20 protein-coding genes and 2 pseudogenes are annotated in these 15,431 nt (G+C 70.7%); all 22 read left to right on the forward strand.

The window, feature by feature from the left end; genetic code table 11:
• Positions 1 to 339, forward strand: a pseudogene (locus ACWD4G_RS31785) (hypothetical protein); the annotation flags it as partial.
• A 226-nt stretch (positions 340 to 565) separates the two neighbouring features.
• Positions 566 to 1,042 (forward strand): hypothetical protein, encoded by a 477-nt coding sequence (locus tag ACWD4G_RS31790; protein ID WP_451299785.1) that lies wholly within the window; start codon positions 566 to 568, stop codon positions 1,040 to 1,042.
• 102 nt (positions 1,043 to 1,144) lie between these two features.
• Positions 1,145 to 1,585 (forward strand): hypothetical protein, encoded by a 441-nt coding sequence (locus ACWD4G_RS31795; protein WP_451299546.1) that lies wholly within the window; start codon positions 1,145 to 1,147, stop codon positions 1,583 to 1,585.
• An 11-nt stretch (positions 1,586 to 1,596) separates the two neighbouring features.
• Positions 1,597 to 1,794 carry a tetratricopeptide repeat protein gene (locus ACWD4G_RS31800; RefSeq protein ID WP_451299548.1) on the forward strand — a complete coding sequence of 66 codons (198 nt, stop codon included), beginning with the start codon at positions 1,597 to 1,599 and terminating at the stop codon, positions 1,792 to 1,794.
• Positions 1,791 to 2,657 carry a relaxase/mobilization nuclease gene (locus ACWD4G_RS31805; protein WP_451299550.1) on the forward strand — a complete coding sequence of 289 codons (867 nt, stop codon included), beginning with the start codon at positions 1,791 to 1,793 and terminating at the stop codon, positions 2,655 to 2,657. Before ACWD4G_RS31800 ends, ACWD4G_RS31805 begins: the two co-directional genes overlap by 4 nt.
• A 359-nt stretch (positions 2,658 to 3,016) precedes the next feature.
• Positions 3,017 to 3,790, forward strand: a complete 774-nt coding sequence (locus tag ACWD4G_RS31810; protein WP_451299552.1) for a hypothetical protein — start codon at positions 3,017 to 3,019, stop codon at positions 3,788 to 3,790.
• Positions 3,790 to 4,191 carry a hypothetical protein gene (locus ACWD4G_RS31815; RefSeq protein WP_451299554.1) on the forward strand — a complete coding sequence of 134 codons (402 nt, stop codon included), beginning with the start codon at positions 3,790 to 3,792 and terminating at the stop codon, positions 4,189 to 4,191. Before ACWD4G_RS31810 ends, ACWD4G_RS31815 begins: the two co-directional genes overlap by 1 nt.
• Positions 4,192 to 4,283: 92 nt before the next feature.
• Positions 4,284 to 4,445: a hypothetical protein gene (locus tag ACWD4G_RS31820; protein ID WP_451299556.1), complete on the forward strand. Its 162-nt coding sequence runs from the start codon at positions 4,284 to 4,286 to the stop codon at positions 4,443 to 4,445.
• A gap of 24 nt (positions 4,446 to 4,469) precedes the next feature.
• Positions 4,470 to 4,850, forward strand: a complete 381-nt coding sequence (locus ACWD4G_RS31825; RefSeq protein WP_451299558.1) for a hypothetical protein — start codon at positions 4,470 to 4,472, stop codon at positions 4,848 to 4,850.
• Positions 4,847 to 5,647, forward strand: coding sequence for a DUF317 domain-containing protein (locus ACWD4G_RS31830; protein ID WP_451299560.1), 801 nt, complete (start codon positions 4,847 to 4,849; stop codon positions 5,645 to 5,647). Before ACWD4G_RS31825 ends, ACWD4G_RS31830 begins: the two co-directional genes overlap by 4 nt.
• A 30-nt stretch (positions 5,648 to 5,677) precedes the next feature.
• Positions 5,678 to 6,034: a hypothetical protein gene (locus ACWD4G_RS31835; protein ID WP_451299562.1), complete on the forward strand. Its 357-nt coding sequence runs from the start codon at positions 5,678 to 5,680 to the stop codon at positions 6,032 to 6,034.
• Complete coding sequence (locus tag ACWD4G_RS31840; RefSeq protein ID WP_451299564.1) at positions 6,025 to 6,843, forward strand: DUF317 domain-containing protein; 819 nt, start codon at positions 6,025 to 6,027, stop codon at positions 6,841 to 6,843. Before ACWD4G_RS31835 ends, ACWD4G_RS31840 begins: the two co-directional genes overlap by 10 nt.
• Before the next feature lie 323 nt (positions 6,844 to 7,166).
• The gene (locus ACWD4G_RS31845; RefSeq protein ID WP_451299566.1) at positions 7,167 to 7,463 is read left to right on the forward strand and encodes a hypothetical protein; all 297 of its coding nucleotides are present in this window, start codon (positions 7,167 to 7,169) and stop codon (positions 7,461 to 7,463) included.
• Between the two features lie 2 nt (positions 7,464 to 7,465).
• Positions 7,466 to 8,224: pseudogene (locus ACWD4G_RS31850) on the forward strand (DUF317 domain-containing protein); the annotation flags it as partial.
• A gap of 61 nt (positions 8,225 to 8,285) precedes the next feature.
• Positions 8,286 to 10,079 carry a type IV secretory system conjugative DNA transfer family protein gene (locus ACWD4G_RS31855; protein WP_451299568.1) on the forward strand — a complete coding sequence of 598 codons (1,794 nt, stop codon included), beginning with the start codon at positions 8,286 to 8,288 and terminating at the stop codon, positions 10,077 to 10,079.
• Positions 10,080 to 10,681: 602 nt separating this feature from the next.
• On the forward strand, positions 10,682 to 11,296 hold the full coding sequence (locus ACWD4G_RS31860) for a hypothetical protein (protein ID WP_451299570.1): 615 nt from the start codon (positions 10,682 to 10,684) through the stop codon (positions 11,294 to 11,296).
• 38 nt (positions 11,297 to 11,334) lie between these two features.
• On the forward strand, positions 11,335 to 11,490 hold the full coding sequence (locus tag ACWD4G_RS31865) for a hypothetical protein (RefSeq protein ID WP_451299572.1): 156 nt from the start codon (positions 11,335 to 11,337) through the stop codon (positions 11,488 to 11,490).
• 11 nt (positions 11,491 to 11,501) lie between these two features.
• Positions 11,502 to 12,179: a hypothetical protein gene (locus tag ACWD4G_RS31870; protein ID WP_451299574.1), complete on the forward strand. Its 678-nt coding sequence runs from the start codon at positions 11,502 to 11,504 to the stop codon at positions 12,177 to 12,179.
• Positions 12,176 to 12,919 carry a DUF317 domain-containing protein gene (locus tag ACWD4G_RS31875; protein ID WP_451299576.1) on the forward strand — a complete coding sequence of 248 codons (744 nt, stop codon included), beginning with the start codon at positions 12,176 to 12,178 and terminating at the stop codon, positions 12,917 to 12,919. The genes ACWD4G_RS31870 and ACWD4G_RS31875 overlap by 4 nt, the downstream gene beginning before the upstream one ends.
• A 290-nt stretch (positions 12,920 to 13,209) precedes the next feature.
• Positions 13,210 to 13,578, forward strand: coding sequence for a hypothetical protein (locus tag ACWD4G_RS31880; RefSeq protein WP_451299578.1), 369 nt, complete (start codon positions 13,210 to 13,212; stop codon positions 13,576 to 13,578).
• A gap of 671 nt (positions 13,579 to 14,249) precedes the next feature.
• A complete protein-coding gene (locus ACWD4G_RS31885; protein WP_451299802.1) occupies positions 14,250 to 14,456 on the forward strand; it encodes a hypothetical protein in 207 nt (68 codons plus the stop codon).
• Positions 14,457 to 14,553: 97 nt separating this feature from the next.
• A complete protein-coding gene (locus ACWD4G_RS31890; RefSeq protein WP_451299786.1) occupies positions 14,554 to 15,426 on the forward strand; it encodes a hypothetical protein in 873 nt (290 codons plus the stop codon).
• The last annotated feature ends 5 nt before the right edge of the window (positions 15,427 to 15,431 follow it).

Raw genomic sequence — 15,431 nt, forward strand, 5'->3', positions numbered from 1 at the left:
CGAGCACCAGAGCGCGTGACGACGTTCGATGCCAACGGCGGCCACCACAACCTCGGCGACGCCATCGACGCACTCGACCACGGCCTCGAACTCAGCCGCCCCGGCGCCGGCCGCCTCCTCGTGATCGTCACCGACGCCCGGTACGGCAGCGACGAAACCGCGCAAGCCGTCACCCGCGTCAAGCAGCTCACAACCGCCGGCTGCGCCGTACTCCAGCTCACCCTCACCGCCAAGTCCCGCCACTTGCCGGGGACCACCTTGCTGCACCTGCCCCGGCCCTCCAGCGCTCCCGCCGCCATCGCCAAGGCGGCAACAGACGCCATCCGCAGGACACGCTGAGACGACGCAAAAGGCGGCAGCGTCCCCGAGACCACCGCCAAGCACTCCAGACCACCTCCGTCCGCCGCACGAATCGTGCATCTGATGCACGAACCTCCGCGACGACGCAGACCACCACCCCAACCGCCAACGAAAGGCACTCGATTTGAAGCCCCAAACCAGCAGCCCGACCTCGAACGTAACGCCCGTCAAACGGAATTCCCCGGGGGTCCGTACGAGATGGACGATCGAGCATGCTCCTTGCGGCCATGAGGTCGTCCATGACCTGTCCGACCGCCCGGCCGACCGGCGGGCGGGGTTCGCCCGCTGGCTCGCCCGACGGCAATGCTCGGACTGCTGGAAGGCCGCCCGCGACGCCGATACCGAGTCCAAGGAGCAGTGGCTCGCGGCCAAGCGCGCCGCGGAGCAGCAGGCCGCTGCCGAGTGGGCCGAGAAGTTCGACATGCCGCCTCTGGAAGGACCAGAGAAGGCACTGGAGTGGGGCGAGCGTTCCCGCCACCAGCTGATGACCGCCGCACATACCGCCCTCGTCCTCGAAGGCACCTGGGAGGAGGCGGACTGGGCGGAGCTGGAGGAGAAGGCCCGCACGGTCACCAGGGCCGGGTGGTGGATCGATCAAAGGGATGCAGAGGGCTCTGAACTGGTCGAACTCCTCGACGCCGCCAACGATTCCGACCGCGCGACGGAGAACCCGCACCGCTGACGGCAGCGGGAACATAGCCGATGATCGCCGGTTAGCCAAACCGGCGATCCTGCGGACCATTGATCCTCCCACCGCCACCCCGCACCGCGTGGAAGGACCTGCATGCTCCCGCCGTCTTGGACGCCTCCGCCGACTCCGGCCTTCGCGCCGACGCCCGATCCGCTCACTCCCGCCCGGGACATCACCCACCGGCACTTCCACGCCGGCGACGAGGTCATCGTCCTCAAGGGCGTGGCCGGCGGGGAATTGTGGGGCGATGCCTTGCGCGTGGTCGCCTCCTCGTGGCACACCCCGACCGACGAGGACGGATGGCGGCTGCGCGATGCGACCGGCGGCCAGCAGTCCTACCTCACCGCCCACCCCCGCTACATGGTCCACCTGAAGCGCCGGTGCCCGGACTGCCTGATCTACCTGCGGGCCATGGAGGACTACCTCCTGCCGAAGTACGCCTCCCGCAACGAGCTGATCGACTGCGGCTGGTACACCACCACGGCCCTCGGCCAGCTCGTGCACGTCAACGACGCCCGGGCCGGCAGCCGGTGAGCATTCCCGTCGTGCTCTTCAGGGAAGCCGGCGCACTGCGTCAGCTCGGCCGGTACGACGACGGGCTTGCGGCGATCGACCGGGCTCTGGACCTTCTGCCGCCGGGTGATGTGTCGGTGCACGCGGATCTGGTGCGCGAGCGTTCCCTGATCGCCGCCGTCGGCGAGGTGTCGCTGTCCGCACGCACCATCGGGGGCACACCGACGTGATCCCACGCGTCAACGAGCGCAGCATCGCCGCGCAGTACCCGCTCTCCAAGGCGCTGGGCCGGGCCCTGTCGGCGCAGGAGGGTCTTACCGAACACACCGTCGTCGCCTACTGGCCGGGGCTGGACGTTTGCACCCTGGACGACGAGCAGGAGATCTGGACGTCCGCCCAGTGGGCCGAGCATCTCGACGACCCGCTCATGGAGCACCCGTTCGCTGCCGGCCCGCAGGGCGACCGGCGGGCGATCTTCCACGTCGACGTCCGGCTCCACCCCGACGACCGTGATCTCACCGGCCCGGAGTGGGCTGAAGCCGCCCACCGCCTCGCCCGTGCCGCCGGGATCGAGATCCCTGGCGACGACAGCGGCTGCCGCTGGATCGGCGTCCAGGCTCAGACCGGCCGCCTCGACCTGATCGCCAACCTGATCCGGCTCGACGGCACTTGGCAGCAGCAGCCCACCAGCCTGCTCCGACGGCTCTCGGATGAAGCCCGCCGCATCGAGCAGGAACTGCACCTGATCCCCGTGCGCACAGCTCCGGAGCGCCAGGCCGTCGACCGGCCCGCGCCGACCGCGGCGACTGAGCTCGCGACCGTCCTGGCGCAGCTCGCCGACGAGCAGTGCGGGCCGCTGGCCACCGTGCGCGGCCTCATCGAGCACACCGCGCACCGCCTCGCGCGCCAGCCGGGTGCCGTCGGCCCCGGCACGGCGCACCGCCTGGAGCTGATCGCCCAACGGCTCCTGGGTATCCAGCAGGACCTCGACGCCACCGTCGCCCACCTCGCGGCCCGCCCTCCGCGCACCGTCCCTCGGCCCGGCATCGCCACCGCACCGCCAAAGGTGCGGTACACACGACGATCACTGTAGTAAGCCCCGCTCTTGCCGCGTGCCAAGCCGCTTCCTGGGCCTCGCCGTAATCCCCACTCCTATGAGGTCCTCGCTCGCGGCGAAGACCCCGAAGGCCGAAGCATCCTGCAGCGCTGCGGCGTCGTGCCCGTCGTCCACGTTCGCGTCCGCGAGACCTACCGCCTAAACCGCGGCCCGGCTGCAGCCGTCGGCTATCACATCGGCGACGAGGCGTTCGATACCGGCCAGCGCCCGCCCCGCTCGGTGCCCAGGTCGCCGACCGGCATGCCCGTACCCCGGCCGCAGCGCACGTGCCGACCCCGCCTCCGGCCATCGCGGGCCTGCGCCCTCACCCCTCCTGCTTCATTGATAAGGAAGACATGCACGACCACGACTCCGATCCCGGTCGCCTCGCCTCGTTCGCCGACGTCCTCGCCGGCGAACTGCCCGGCACGTGGAGCAGTACCTACTACTCGCCCGAGCGCAAGGACGATCTCGCCGAACTGGCCGACCACGTCTGGGACATGGACCTCGTCGCCGAGTCCCTCGCCGCGCACCCGATCCGGCACGCGGCCGTGCTGACCCGCAAGGACGGCGCCCAGCTGGCTGTCATCGACCGGCACGACGAGCGGGAGGGCTTCCTGATCGCCGCCGTCGCCCCCCGTGACGTCCCTGGGCACGCGTTCAGCGGGATGCGCGAGCCGGACGGCATCGCGCTGAGCGACGACCCGTTCCTGAGTGCCGAGACGGTCGCTGGTGACCTGCTGGCCCGCTACGACGCCGCGCTCGCCCAGGTCCGGCACAACTCCGTTGGCCTGGCCCGCCAGCCCGACGCTACCCAGCCATCCCCGGCGCGGCGGGTCGTGCTCACCTGGCAGGCCGACGGCAGCCTCGCCACGGCCTCCGCCAGCGACACGGTTGCCGCTGTCCTGGTCGCCAACGGTTTCGTCCACGACGAGCAGACCGGCTCTTATCGGCTGAGCGGGGACGACACCGCTGTCCAGGCTCGAGCCGTCCGCACGATGGGCGAGCAGCTCGCCGCCCAGGGCGTCACCACCGCGCTCCAGCATCCGACTGCGCGGCCCGCGCCCACGGCCACCGCGCCGGCGGCCCCGCCGCCCCAGGCTCGTACCTCGATAACGCGGACCCGGTGATGGGCAATCGCGCCGACGACGAAGGTACCGACGTCGAGATCTACCGCAAGCCCTTCACCGGCACCGTTCACGCCGACACCCCCACCGGTGCGCCCGAGGAGCTCCTCGCCCTGCTCGACCGTCTCGGTTTCGAGCGCAAGACCGCGGTGACGGCCGGGCCCGTCTACATCTGGCACGAGGCGCCCGCACACCTCACCGAGGACGAGAAGAAGCGGATCGCCACCCGCGCTGTCCCCGCTCTGATCACGGCCGGATACGAGGTCTTCCTTCCTGACTACCTCTTCGACGCGGTCGTCTATCAGCAGGCCGTGCACGACATACGCAGCCGCCAGGCCCAGCCCCAGACGCCGAAGCCCGCTCCAGCAGCCGCAGCCACCGCTTCGCCTCGACGTAACCCCTAAGCCCGAAGGGCGGCCCCGTCACGTGCCGGGGCCGCCCCGGCCGCCGCAGCACCGACCGGGAGAAACCCGTAACACCCCGCATACCACCGCCGATGTCCCGCCGTCTCACACCCCGCCTCGCCACCGCTGTGTTCCGCCGTTATCTGCGCGGCTGCATTCCCACCGGCGCCCACCGGATCGTTCCGCCGGCCAGCGCACACCCCGAGGCCGGCCTCGACGAAGCCCGGCGGATCGGCCACCGCCACCACCACTGACCCTCAATCCCGCCCAGGAGGGCCATGCCCCACCCCACCCCGAACCCGGACCGGCTGGCCGACGAGATCGCCCGACAGCTCGGCCAGCTCTCCGACCACCTCGCGATACTCCCGGCAGGTGAGGCCACCCGCGTCATCGCACGCGTCCTTAACCCCGAAGACGGAGTCCTCGGCCGTTTCACCCACCTCGTGGCCACCGGCAGCATCTTCGCCAAAACCCAGGCCGAACACGGCTCCCTGCCCGCGGAAGTGTGGCTCGCCCTCGGCCGCGCCGCCAACGAACTGTATGACATGGGCCTGGATCTCGACGAGCACACCGACACCCTCCAGCGCCTCCACACCCGCCCCGCCGTGACGGCCAAACCCCCGACCGCTGCTCCGCTCGTCGTACGGCGGCGCCGGTGAAGCGAAAGCAGTGGCAGGGCTGGGGACCGGGCGAGCAGGCAGAGCAGCACTACCTCGTCCAGCCCCGCGCCCTTGCCGGCGGCGGCGATCTGAGGCACGTCTGCGAGTTCCTGCGCGCCTGCGGATGGCAGGACAAGTCCAAGCGCAACGGACCGCTCGTCCTCGACAGCCCCGACCGTTCGATCCGGATCGGCTACAACCCCTACGTCCTGCCGGGCGGTTGGACGATCCACAGCAAGGCCACCGCTCACCAGGACGCATGGACCGTGTCGTTGGGCCGGCAAACCCCGGTGGAGATCGTCGCCGGACTCACCGACGCCCTCACCAAGCCCCGGAGCGCGCACGCCCCCAACGTCTGGGCCCCCCTGAAGGAACAACGCTGGAACACCACCCGTGACGATGGACAGTTCATCGCCACGAGCCCAGACCGGGCAGCGTGGATGCAGTTCCACCAAGACCCCAGCGGGCAGGCCATCTGGTGGTCGGGAGCACAGGACGAGCAAGGCAACGGCTGGACCGCGACCTTCACCGCCTCCACCCCCATGCACCTCGTCCAAGCCTTCTCCGAAGCGCTCGCCAGCCCCGAACCCGTCATGCGCCCGCGAGGCCGTGTCCCGCACAGCACGCAGATCCGCACCACCTCCGTCTCTGTTCTCCCCTCCCAGCTCAACGCCTGGCAGCAGGCCCGCGTCCACGCCGCCCGAGCCGCCACCTGGGCCCGTAACGCCACAGCCAGCCGTCCCCGCACCACGGCCCGCCCCCACGCCACCGCCGGCCGCCCCCGCGCCCGCCGCTGACCGGCCCCCTACTCCCTTTCAAGGAGCCCTGTGCCCGCGCTCACCCCGGACGACATCCACACCGCCATCCAAACCCTGTCCCGACTCACCGAGTACCTGCACGACGCCCCCGACCCCGGTGAGGCACTGGCCCTGGTCGAGCCGCTGCTGGATGAGTACACCGGCATCCCCGTCCAGCTCGGCGACACCCTGCGCGCCCTGGCCCGCGCCGTACTCGACCACCCGGACACCCCGCGTACCCCCGACCTACACCTCCTGATCGCGGAGCTGCGCACCGCCGCGTGGGAGCAGACCGACCAGCACACCCTCCACTACGCTCTCGACGACCTGCGCACCCTGCTCACCAACAACTCCCCGGACACGCCGGAGTGCGCACGGTGCCGGTGAGCGAACGGCAACTCGCCGAGTTCACCGACAAGCACGCCTGGCGAATCCCCTTCGACACCAGTCCGCGCCACCTTGCCGGCCCCGGCGATGCCCGCCACGTCACCCACGGCCTCGCCGCCGTCGGATGGACCCTCGCATCCGACCCCCTGAGCGCGGAAATCGTCCTGCGCAGCCCCGACCAGCGTCACAGCCTGCAGTTCGACCCACAGTCCGCCACCTCCGCCTGGTGGCGACTGCGGGGAGGGCACAGGGACACGAAACCGGGCTGGTACGCCGAGTTCGGCGAACTCGTCCCCGCCGAAATCCTCAGCAGCGTCACCGATGCCCTCATTTGCCCACCGCGCGCCGAACCTCCGGACCCCTGGCAGACGCTGTCCTCGGCCGGCTGGCTGCCCGACGAGCAGAACAGTGCCCACTCACCGGACGGCATGTGCCACATCGAGCTGCGACCCCTCGGCGGCCAGCAGAAGCCGTCCTGGCACATCGAAACGGGTGAGCACGGCCATGGCCATCCTGTAGGCCCGCGGATCTGGCACGCGTGGTTCGACCACCACACGCCCCCGCATCTGGTCAGCGCGTTCGTCACCACGCTCGTGGACACCGCCCCACTCCAGCGCGGCATGTTCGACCGCACCGCCCACTACAGCGTCGTACAAGGGCCGAGCCCGCTGACCCCGCAGCAGGTGGTCAAGGCGCACACCACCCGCTTGGAGAGCCTGCGCACCCAGGCTCGCCGCCGTCAGCGGCCGGCCACCACCAAGGCTGCGGGGCCGCCGCCCGCGACCGAAGTGACTCCTCTCCGGCGCTGACCAACCGGCCGCAGCCCACCGCCTCCCCCAAGGACACCGCCATTCCCACCCCCTCCGATTCCGACCGCGCGCTGCTCAAGCAGCTCGGCCGCTTCCTGCGCGACAGCCAGAAGATCCTCGATTCCTGGAACGTCTACTCCGACGAGCACACCGACCTCGACGGCTGGCCCTACGACGAGGACGCCTACGGCCGGCGCGCAAGTCTCCGTGACTCCGCGACCGCCGAGGCGTTCGAGAACGTCGGCGACGGGGCGCGCCATCTCCTGGCCACCGCCCAGGCCCAGCTCACCCACCTGCCCGCCCGTACGGTGCAAAGCCGCTGGGTGTGGCAACTCGGTGTTCTGCACGAAGCGCTCGACCGCCTTGATGGCCTGCACGAGAAGTGGCTGGAGACCCGCGACAGCCTCCCCGCCGGCGCCCGCCCCGGCACGGAGGCGTTCGACGACGCCCTAGCCGTCCATCACGCCGAAGCGTGGAGTTCCCTCGACGACTGGGCCACCCACGGCCACGTCATCCGCGACATCAACACCGCCGCCCGGCACGCCCCCTCGCCCCTGGCCCCGCCACCGACCGCGACCGCAGCCCCCGCAACCGGACGCGCGAGCCGGGTACGGAGCTGATCGTGTCCACGCCTTCCGAGACCGTGGAGGTCGACTTCGTCGCCCCGCGTCACCTGGCCGGCGCCGGTGACCCCGCATGGGTCACCGTCCCCCTGCACCGCGCCTGCGGCTGGAGCTACGGCCACGACCCCCTGCAGCCGCGCGTGATCCTCTCCAGCCCGGACCAGAAGGCCCGCTTGCGTCTGGAGCCCGATCCCGACGGACAGTGGTGGACCCTGCAGCACGCGCCCGAGCGGGACCGGCCAGCCTGGTACGCCACCTTCGGCGCCCGCACCCCAGTCGAAATTATTGCGGCCCTGACCGACGCCCTGACCGACCCGGGCGACATCCCAACCGCCCACGTCGCCCCGTACGAACCGCTCGTGATGGCAGGTTGGAGGACCGTTCCCGGCAAGGACGGGCTCGTTTCGCCCGACGGCACGGCCCACGTCGAGTTCTGCATCAGCGCAACATCCAACAGCTGGTGGGTCACCACCATGCTCAGTGAGACCCAGGGACCGGTGTGGCAGGCCCACTTCGGTGAGCACACCCCACCGCACCTGATCACCGCTTTCACCCGCGCGCTCGCCGACCCCAGCCCCGTCCCCCGCACCGGCAGCCCGCTCAGCATCCCGGCCTACGGCACCAAGCTCGTCACCCGCGGGTACCGGGAACTACCCGCCGCCCAGGTCGCCTCGGCCCTGGAGGACCGTGTGCACGCCCTCGCCGCCCGACGTACCGGGCCGCCGACGGCACCGCCTGCCCCACGACGTCCTCCGGCCGGCCGGGCCCTACCCGCTGACCGCCGCCAACGTCTGCAGCTCCCGGAAGAACACACCGCCCTTGACTCCTCCCGCCAACAGCTCATCCGCCGACGGGTACGACATCGCCTTCCGCCTCCTTCTGGGAGTGCTCGCCGTCGCCATCCCCCTGTCCCACCTCTCCTGGCTCAGCGGCAACATCACCGCCTGGCTGACCGGTCACGACTGGGCGCCCTACCAGCCGACCGCCGCCCTGCTCCACCCCGACCGGCTCTGGCCACAGACCGGGGAGACATCCCTGCTGATCGGCGCACGCATCGTCCCGGTCGCAGTCCTGCTCGCGCTCGGCGTCGTGACCGGCCTCCTGTTCTCCCGCCACAAGAACCGCGGCGGCGGCCGGAGAAAGAAGATCACCGGGATGGCCAAGCCCAAGGACATCGAGCCGCTGCTGGCCAAGGCGATCACCGCGAAGGCCCGCTCGCTGCGCCCGAGTCTGAAGAACGCCAAGCACATCGACGCCACCGACACCGGCATCCTCCTCGGCAACCTGCAGGGGACGAGGCACGAGGTCCGTATGGGGTACGAGGACGTCGCGGTCGCGATCATGGCACCGCGCTCCGGCAAGACCACCTCCCTGGCGATCCCGTCCATCCTCAACGCTCCAGGCCCGGTCCTGCTCACCTCGAACAAAGCCGCCGGCGACGCCTTCACCGCTACGCTCGACGCCCGGGCGGCAGTCGGCCGGACATGGTCGATGGACCCGCAGCAGATCGCGCACGCCGAACGCACGATGTGGTGGAACCCCCTCGCCGACGCCACAACACTCGACGGCGCCGGACGCCTCGCCGGCCACTTCCTCGCCGCGTCCGTCGACGCGAGCCAGCAGGGCGACTTCTGGTCCAAGGCCGGATCGAACGTCCTGTCCCAGCTCTTCCTCGCCGCAGCCCTCGACGACCGCCCGATCACCGACGTCATGCAGTGGCTGGCGTTCCCCGCGGACCGCACTCCGCTGGACATCCTGCGCGACCACCGCTTCACGGCCGTCGCCGCGCAGCTCAAGGGCACCGTGGAAGGACCGCCGGAGACCAGGGACGGCATCTACGAGACCGCCCGCCAGTACGCCGCCGCGCTGCTGAACAGCGAGATCGCCGCATGGGTCACCCCACAGCCGGGCGTACGGGAGTTCATCCCGGCCGAGTTCGTCGGCTCCGCCGACACGCTCTACCTGCTGTCCAAGGACGGCGGTGGAGGAGCTTCAGCGCTGATCGCGGCGTGCGCGGACTCCGTGATGCGAGCCGCGACCGGGCAGGCCGAACGTGCCGGCGGGCGGCTCGATCCGCCGATGCTCGCGATCCTCGACGAGGCCGCCAACGTCTGCAAGATCAGTGATCTGCCGGATCTGTACTCCCACCTCGGGTCCCGCGGGATCATTCCGATCACCATCCTGCAGTCCTACCGCCAGGGCCAGAAAGTCTGGGGCGACGCGGGCATGGACGCCATGTGGTCCGCCTCCACCGTCAAGGTCATCGGCTCCGGCATCGACGACCCCGACTTCGCCGACAAACTGAGCCGGCTGATCGGCGACCACGACGTCGAGACCACCTCCACCTCCCGCTCCGAATCCGGCACATCGACGTCCGTGTCGATGAGGCAGGAACGAATCCTGCCCGCCGACGCCATCCGCGCCCTGCCCAAGGGCACCGCGCTCTGCTTCGCCACCGGCATGCGCGCCGCCATGCTCGACCTGCGCCCCTGGTACCTGGAGCCCGGCGCCGACGAGCTGGCCGCCGCCTCCGCCCGCGCGTCGAAGGCCATCACCGCCCGCGCCATCGCCAAGGCGGCGCCGAAGCAGAGCGACTTCAGGCCCGCGTCCTAGGAACGGTGACCCCGGTCTGAGCGCCCTGTTGTTCCTCAGCGTCCGTCAGGAGACGGCTCGTCGCCCCGTATGGACCCAGCGATCTCAACGATCTGACGCTGCACTCTGCACCCGATGCGGTCATCGCCAGCGTCCGCCAACACGGCATCGCCGACGGCTCCGGTGGGTTCCCCACTGTCCTGCGCCGCATCAAGTTGCCCGGTCACCTCGCCATCCGGCTCGCCGGAGACGCCTACCGCCCCTCAACGAGGACCAGCCGCCCTCCTCCGCCCGGCATCCAGCCCGAAACAGGCCGCCAGACATGTCGGCCAAACCGTGGCCCGTTACCTCCAACTACCTCCAGGCCCTCGTCCCGTTCGCCGCACGCGCCAAGCCCGGCACCCGAGCCACCCTCGACTGGCAACTCGACGCGATCGACCGCCAACGGGATCTGTACGCGCGCTTGTGCAGCGCCCACCAGGCTTGGGACGAGGCCCGGGCCTCACTGACCGGCCTCAAGCCCTCATCCGGAACCCGGCAGGGGCCCACGCCGCCACCGCCCACCCGGCTGCTCATGCCAGCCCGTGCCCGTATCCCCGCTGAATTCACCACCCGGACTTCCCTTGGCCATCATCGACCACCACGACGTGTTCGTCGGCTCGACCGACGACGCCTGGACGTTCCTCGTCCTCAACCGCCCCATCCGCGGCGCCGCCCGCATCCTGACCGCGGCGGGCTTCACCACCCGCGCCCACCGGGGCCGCACCCTCTACCTCCTGCCGCCCGAGACCGCCGAGGACGCACACGAACGCGCCGGCATCGCCGCCTACGGGCTCATGGCCCACACCCTCGACTTCGCCGACCTCGCCTGGACCACCCGCCACCCCCACACCCACGCCCACGGCGCCAGACCCGAGGTCACCATCGACTTCCACAACGGCACCGTCACCGCCATTGCCCTCACCACCCGCGCCGGCGAGATCCTCACCCAGCATGGCTTCACCCCCACACCCGCCGTCACCCAAGCGGCACGGCCCTACGCGCTTCCCGCCGCACTCGGTGAGATCGACGCCCTGACCGCGGTGGTCCGTGCCGAGACCCACCTGAGCGCGGTGGGCATCACCGTGCGCGTCGGCCTCGGAATCCCCACTCCCGACGGCATCCCGCCCGCGCCCTCCCACCGGCCCGCCACTCCACCGCCGCCCTCACCAGACCAGACCCCACGCCGCCACCGCTGACCCCCACCACCCTTGCCGTCCTGCTCATCCGGAGTTGCATGCACCCCACCGACCTCGACGCCGAGATCAACCACGTACGGCGGCTCGGCCGCGACTTCGAGGACCTACGCATCGAAGTCCTCTCCCTGGCCCTGGCCCTGGCACCCACACCCTCCAGCAGCTCACCCCGAAGATCACGGCCATCAACCGGCTGACCGAGCAGGCGATGGAACGCCTCACCGTGCTCGACGCCAGCCAGTACGCCGGCGTCCCCGGCAGCCTCCTCACCCTGGAAACCTTCTCCGCCACCATCTACGCCGCCAGCCTCGCCGCCTGCGACCTGACGGCCGTGATCCAGGCCAACCCGCTGGAGGGTATGCCCTTCGCTGGAGCGTCCGTTGACAAGGCCGCCCTGCGTGCGGCACGGCTCAAGGTCGCGAGGCCGGAGATGGCCGAGCACCTCGCGGACGCTGTCCACCAGCTCGGCATCGCTTCCACCGGCTGCCGCTACGTCGCCAGCGGCATCGCCCGGGACCTGAACAAGCACCGTGAACGGTCCCCGGACACCACGGCGCCGGAGATCACCGGCAGTCAGTACGCCGCGCTCGCCGCGCTGGCGAAGGAGGGCGGCCTCCTCTACGTCTTCCGTACACACGGCACGCTCCACGCCAGGCTCACGGGCGGTGGCCGGGTCAACATCAGTACGTTCAAAGCCCTGGACCGGCGCGGCCTGGTCCGCGTCGACGCCTCCGCCCCGCTCGCCGAGGGCCGGCGTATCACCGTGACCGACGACGGGCAGCGTGCCCTGGCCCACCACCAGCCCCCACAAGCCACCCCATGGCCCAAGGCCGCGAACGCCGCGGCGGCACCGGCCGTGGCGGGGCGGGCGGGGGTGGGGCGATGAGCGAGTTCGCGCGCCACGACCGGGTGATGGTCTCCCCGCGGCATCTGGCCGGCACCGGCGAGAGGCGCATCTCAGACGCCCTGGCCCCGCTGGTCCGTCTCTTCGGCTGGCGCCACACCCACGACACCGCGGCCGACCGCCTCGCCCTGGACAGCCCCGACGGCAGCCTGTTCATCGACGTCGAACCCGACCGCCCCGCTGGCCCGTTCTGGCGCATCGCCCATCACGCCCCGTACTGGGAAGCCCAGTTCACCCGCCTCACCCCCGTCGAAGCCATAACCGCCCTCACTCAGGCCCTGCCCCAGCTGACGGGGGACACCCGGCACGCCGAACAGATCCCCCTCACCCCGCTCACCCTCGCGCAGATCGCCGACCTCAACACCTGGACCCACACCAGCGACGAGGACGGGGCGGAGTCCTTCGTCTCCCCCGACGGCCACTGCACCCTGCGCCACGAACCCGGAGCGGAGATTTCCTGGCAGGCGAACCATTCGGTGCACGACGGGTTCAACACCCATTGGACCGCCACGTTCACCCGCGACACCCCACCCCAGCTCGTCGCCCAGTTCTTCGCCCACCTCTCCAGCCCCGAACCGGTCGAGCGCGAATTCCGCGAAATCCCCTACCTCGCCCGTGACATGGGCGACGCCCTGATCACTCCCGTCCACGGTGCGGCCGTCAACCCCCACGTCCACCACACCATCGCCCAGATTCCGCACACCCGGCAGCGGCGCCGCTGACCGTCGCGAACATCGCGGCATCCGGCGATCTGGCCTCCCGGCGCTGACACGCAGCCCAGCCCGCCACGAGCCGGTCACTACGGGATGCGCCGTCTCCGCAACCGGTGACACGGACCAATGTCAGCTCTTTCCGTAATCGTTTCTGGAGCCCGACTCTGACTTCATCCGACCGCCCGGCTCAGGCCGGCGAATCATCTCAGCCCACGCAAGACGGCCACACGCCGGTGCCGGACGAACCACACAGCAACGCACCACACACCACCGCCGAACTGCGCGCCATCACACGGAGGTTGACCTGGCATCAACGTGCCGCGCTGCGTGTCATCGCCCGTACGCCCAGCCGTCTGCGGCACCGCACCGGCAACACCCCCTACATCGACACCCACACCTCGACAAAGATCGCGATCACCACCTGGCGCGCGCTGGAGGGCAAACGGCTCGTCCACCGCGACCACGACGCCCATCCCTCCTCCCCCATCGGGCAGCGCCTCGCACTGACCCCACTCGGGCTGGCCGTCCTCAACCACTTCCACCGCCTCACCTTCCCCGTCTCGGCCACACGGCTGTGGCCTCCCGCACCCCCGGCACACCTCACCACCCTCCCCACGGCTCCCCCACCAGCACGACCCGCCGCACCTACACGCCCGCCAGCCCGCTGAAACCCTCGGACCGCCCGCACAACCCGCCCCTCCCGCTCCCATTCGTTCCCTTCCAGGCCCTTCGCCGATAACCACACCACCCGACGACGACGTCATGTTCCGCGTGCCCCCGCCGCCGACCCTCGTGGAACAGATCCTGTCGCTGGCCGACTGCTACACCCGGCACAACGACACGATCGACATCCTCCGCCTCACCTACGACCCGCACCCCGATCCCGACGCCCATCTGCGATCCACACGCCGTCTGGGCCACGAGGCCCACACTGCGATCAAGGCGATCCGGGACAGCCGGCTCCGCTCGGACGCGGTGGTCAACGCCGTCGTCCGTCTCAAGCAACTTGCCCACCTCGCCGCAGGAGCCGCCCGCCGCCTCACCGCCGCGCAGCAGGCCCTGCCCGACACCGGGCAGGAACGCCCGGACCGGCTCCGCCTCTTCGACCGGCGCATCCTGCCCGCACGAAAACTGACCAGCCTGGCCGCCGAGACAGTCATCGACTGCGCGGTCGGCGTCGCCTGCAAGCTGCCCCCTCACCACCGCACAAGCACTCCGGGCACCCCGGTTCTCGACCCCCGGCCCGCATCACGCCCGGGGCGAGGTCGCCTGCGGCAACATCGCCGTCACCGAGAACCTCGGCCGCCACTACGTCTCGTCGCGCCGCCAGCTCATCCCGATGCAGGCCGTGCGTGCGCTGCTCACCCCCGACCCGGTCACGGCCGAGCTCCAGACCGCACCGCCCTCCCACCGCGGCGGCCGGCCGTACGACCTCGTCCACCTCACCCCCGCCAGCGCCCCCATCCATCAGCCCTCAGCCGTCACCACACTCTCCACAGCCCGTCCCGCGCCCGCCACAACGACCACGCCCCGGGCACGACGCTGACCACCCCTTTCCTCCGCTCCACGCAGAAGGTCCCGCCATCTCCGCAACTCCCGCTCTCACCTGTATCTCTCTCGGTGCCGGAGTCCAGTCCAGCGCCCTGCTCGCCCTCTCCGCCAACGGCCTGCTGCCCAAGGCCGATTACGCGATCTTCGCCGACACCGGCTGGGAGCCCCGCGCGGTCTACTCCCATCTCGACCGCCTCGAACGCGAGATAGCCACCCCGGCAGGCATACCTGTCCTGCGGGTCTCCGCAGGCAACATCCGCGACGACGCCCTCGACCCCGGCCACCGGTTCGCCTCCATGCCCCTCTACATCCTCAACCAGGACGGCAAACAGGGCATGACAAGGCGGCAGTGCACCGGCGAGTACAAGATCAAACCGATCAAGAAGAAGGTCCGCGATCTCCTCGGCCACCCCTACCCCCAGCGCATCCCCAAGGGCGTTTTCGTCGAGCAGTGGGTCGGCATCTCCACCGATGAGTTCCACCGGGCCAAGGACGCCGACGTCCGCTACATGCGCAACCGGCACCCGCTCATCGACCTCGGCTGGTCCCGCACCGACTGCCTCCGCTACCTCACCTCACTCGGCCTGGCCGACACCCCGAAGTCGAGCTGCCTGGGCTGTCCGTTCCACGGCAACGCCCAGTGGCGCACCATCCGGGACACCAGCCCCGAGGAATGGGCGGACGTGGTCGCGTTCGACGCAGCCATCCGCCAGGGCAACGCCCGCGCCAACGCCTCCGGCAACCCACTCCTCGGCCAGGCATTCCTGCACCGCTCCCGCGTCCCCCTCGACCAGGCCCCCATCGACCATGTCACCGCCGCCGAGTGGGCCGCCCGCCAGCAGCAACTCGACGACACGGAAACCGTGGCCGAGGAGTTGGAGCAGGGGGTCGTGGACGGCTGCTCCCCCTGGGCCTGCCGCGGCGAGGCCGAGGCGGTGCGGGAGGACTTCGGGCTCGCCTCGTGAGACGG

This window comes from Streptomyces sp. NPDC002643 (assembly GCF_053592555.1).

Coding starts and splice junctions, on each gene's coding strand:
- ACWD4G_RS31865 (WP_451299572.1), top strand. CDS start 11,335: ATGCACCCCACCGACCTCGACGCCGAGATCAACCACGTACGGCGGCTC.
- ACWD4G_RS31875 (WP_451299576.1), top strand. CDS start 12,176: ATGAGCGAGTTCGCGCGCCACGACCGGGTGATGGTCTCCCCGCGGCAT.
- ACWD4G_RS31810 (WP_451299552.1), top strand. CDS start 3,017: ATGCACGACCACGACTCCGATCCCGGTCGCCTCGCCTCGTTCGCCGAC.
- ACWD4G_RS31795 (WP_451299546.1), top strand. CDS start 1,145: ATGCTCCCGCCGTCTTGGACGCCTCCGCCGACTCCGGCCTTCGCGCCG.
- ACWD4G_RS31870 (WP_451299574.1), top strand. CDS start 11,502: ATGGAACGCCTCACCGTGCTCGACGCCAGCCAGTACGCCGGCGTCCCC.
- ACWD4G_RS31885 (WP_451299802.1), top strand. CDS start 14,250: ATGCAGGCCGTGCGTGCGCTGCTCACCCCCGACCCGGTCACGGCCGAG.
- ACWD4G_RS31825 (WP_451299558.1), top strand. CDS start 4,470: ATGCCCCACCCCACCCCGAACCCGGACCGGCTGGCCGACGAGATCGCC.
- ACWD4G_RS31815 (WP_451299554.1), top strand. CDS start 3,790: ATGGGCAATCGCGCCGACGACGAAGGTACCGACGTCGAGATCTACCGC.
- ACWD4G_RS31820 (WP_451299556.1), top strand. CDS start 4,284: ATGTCCCGCCGTCTCACACCCCGCCTCGCCACCGCTGTGTTCCGCCGT.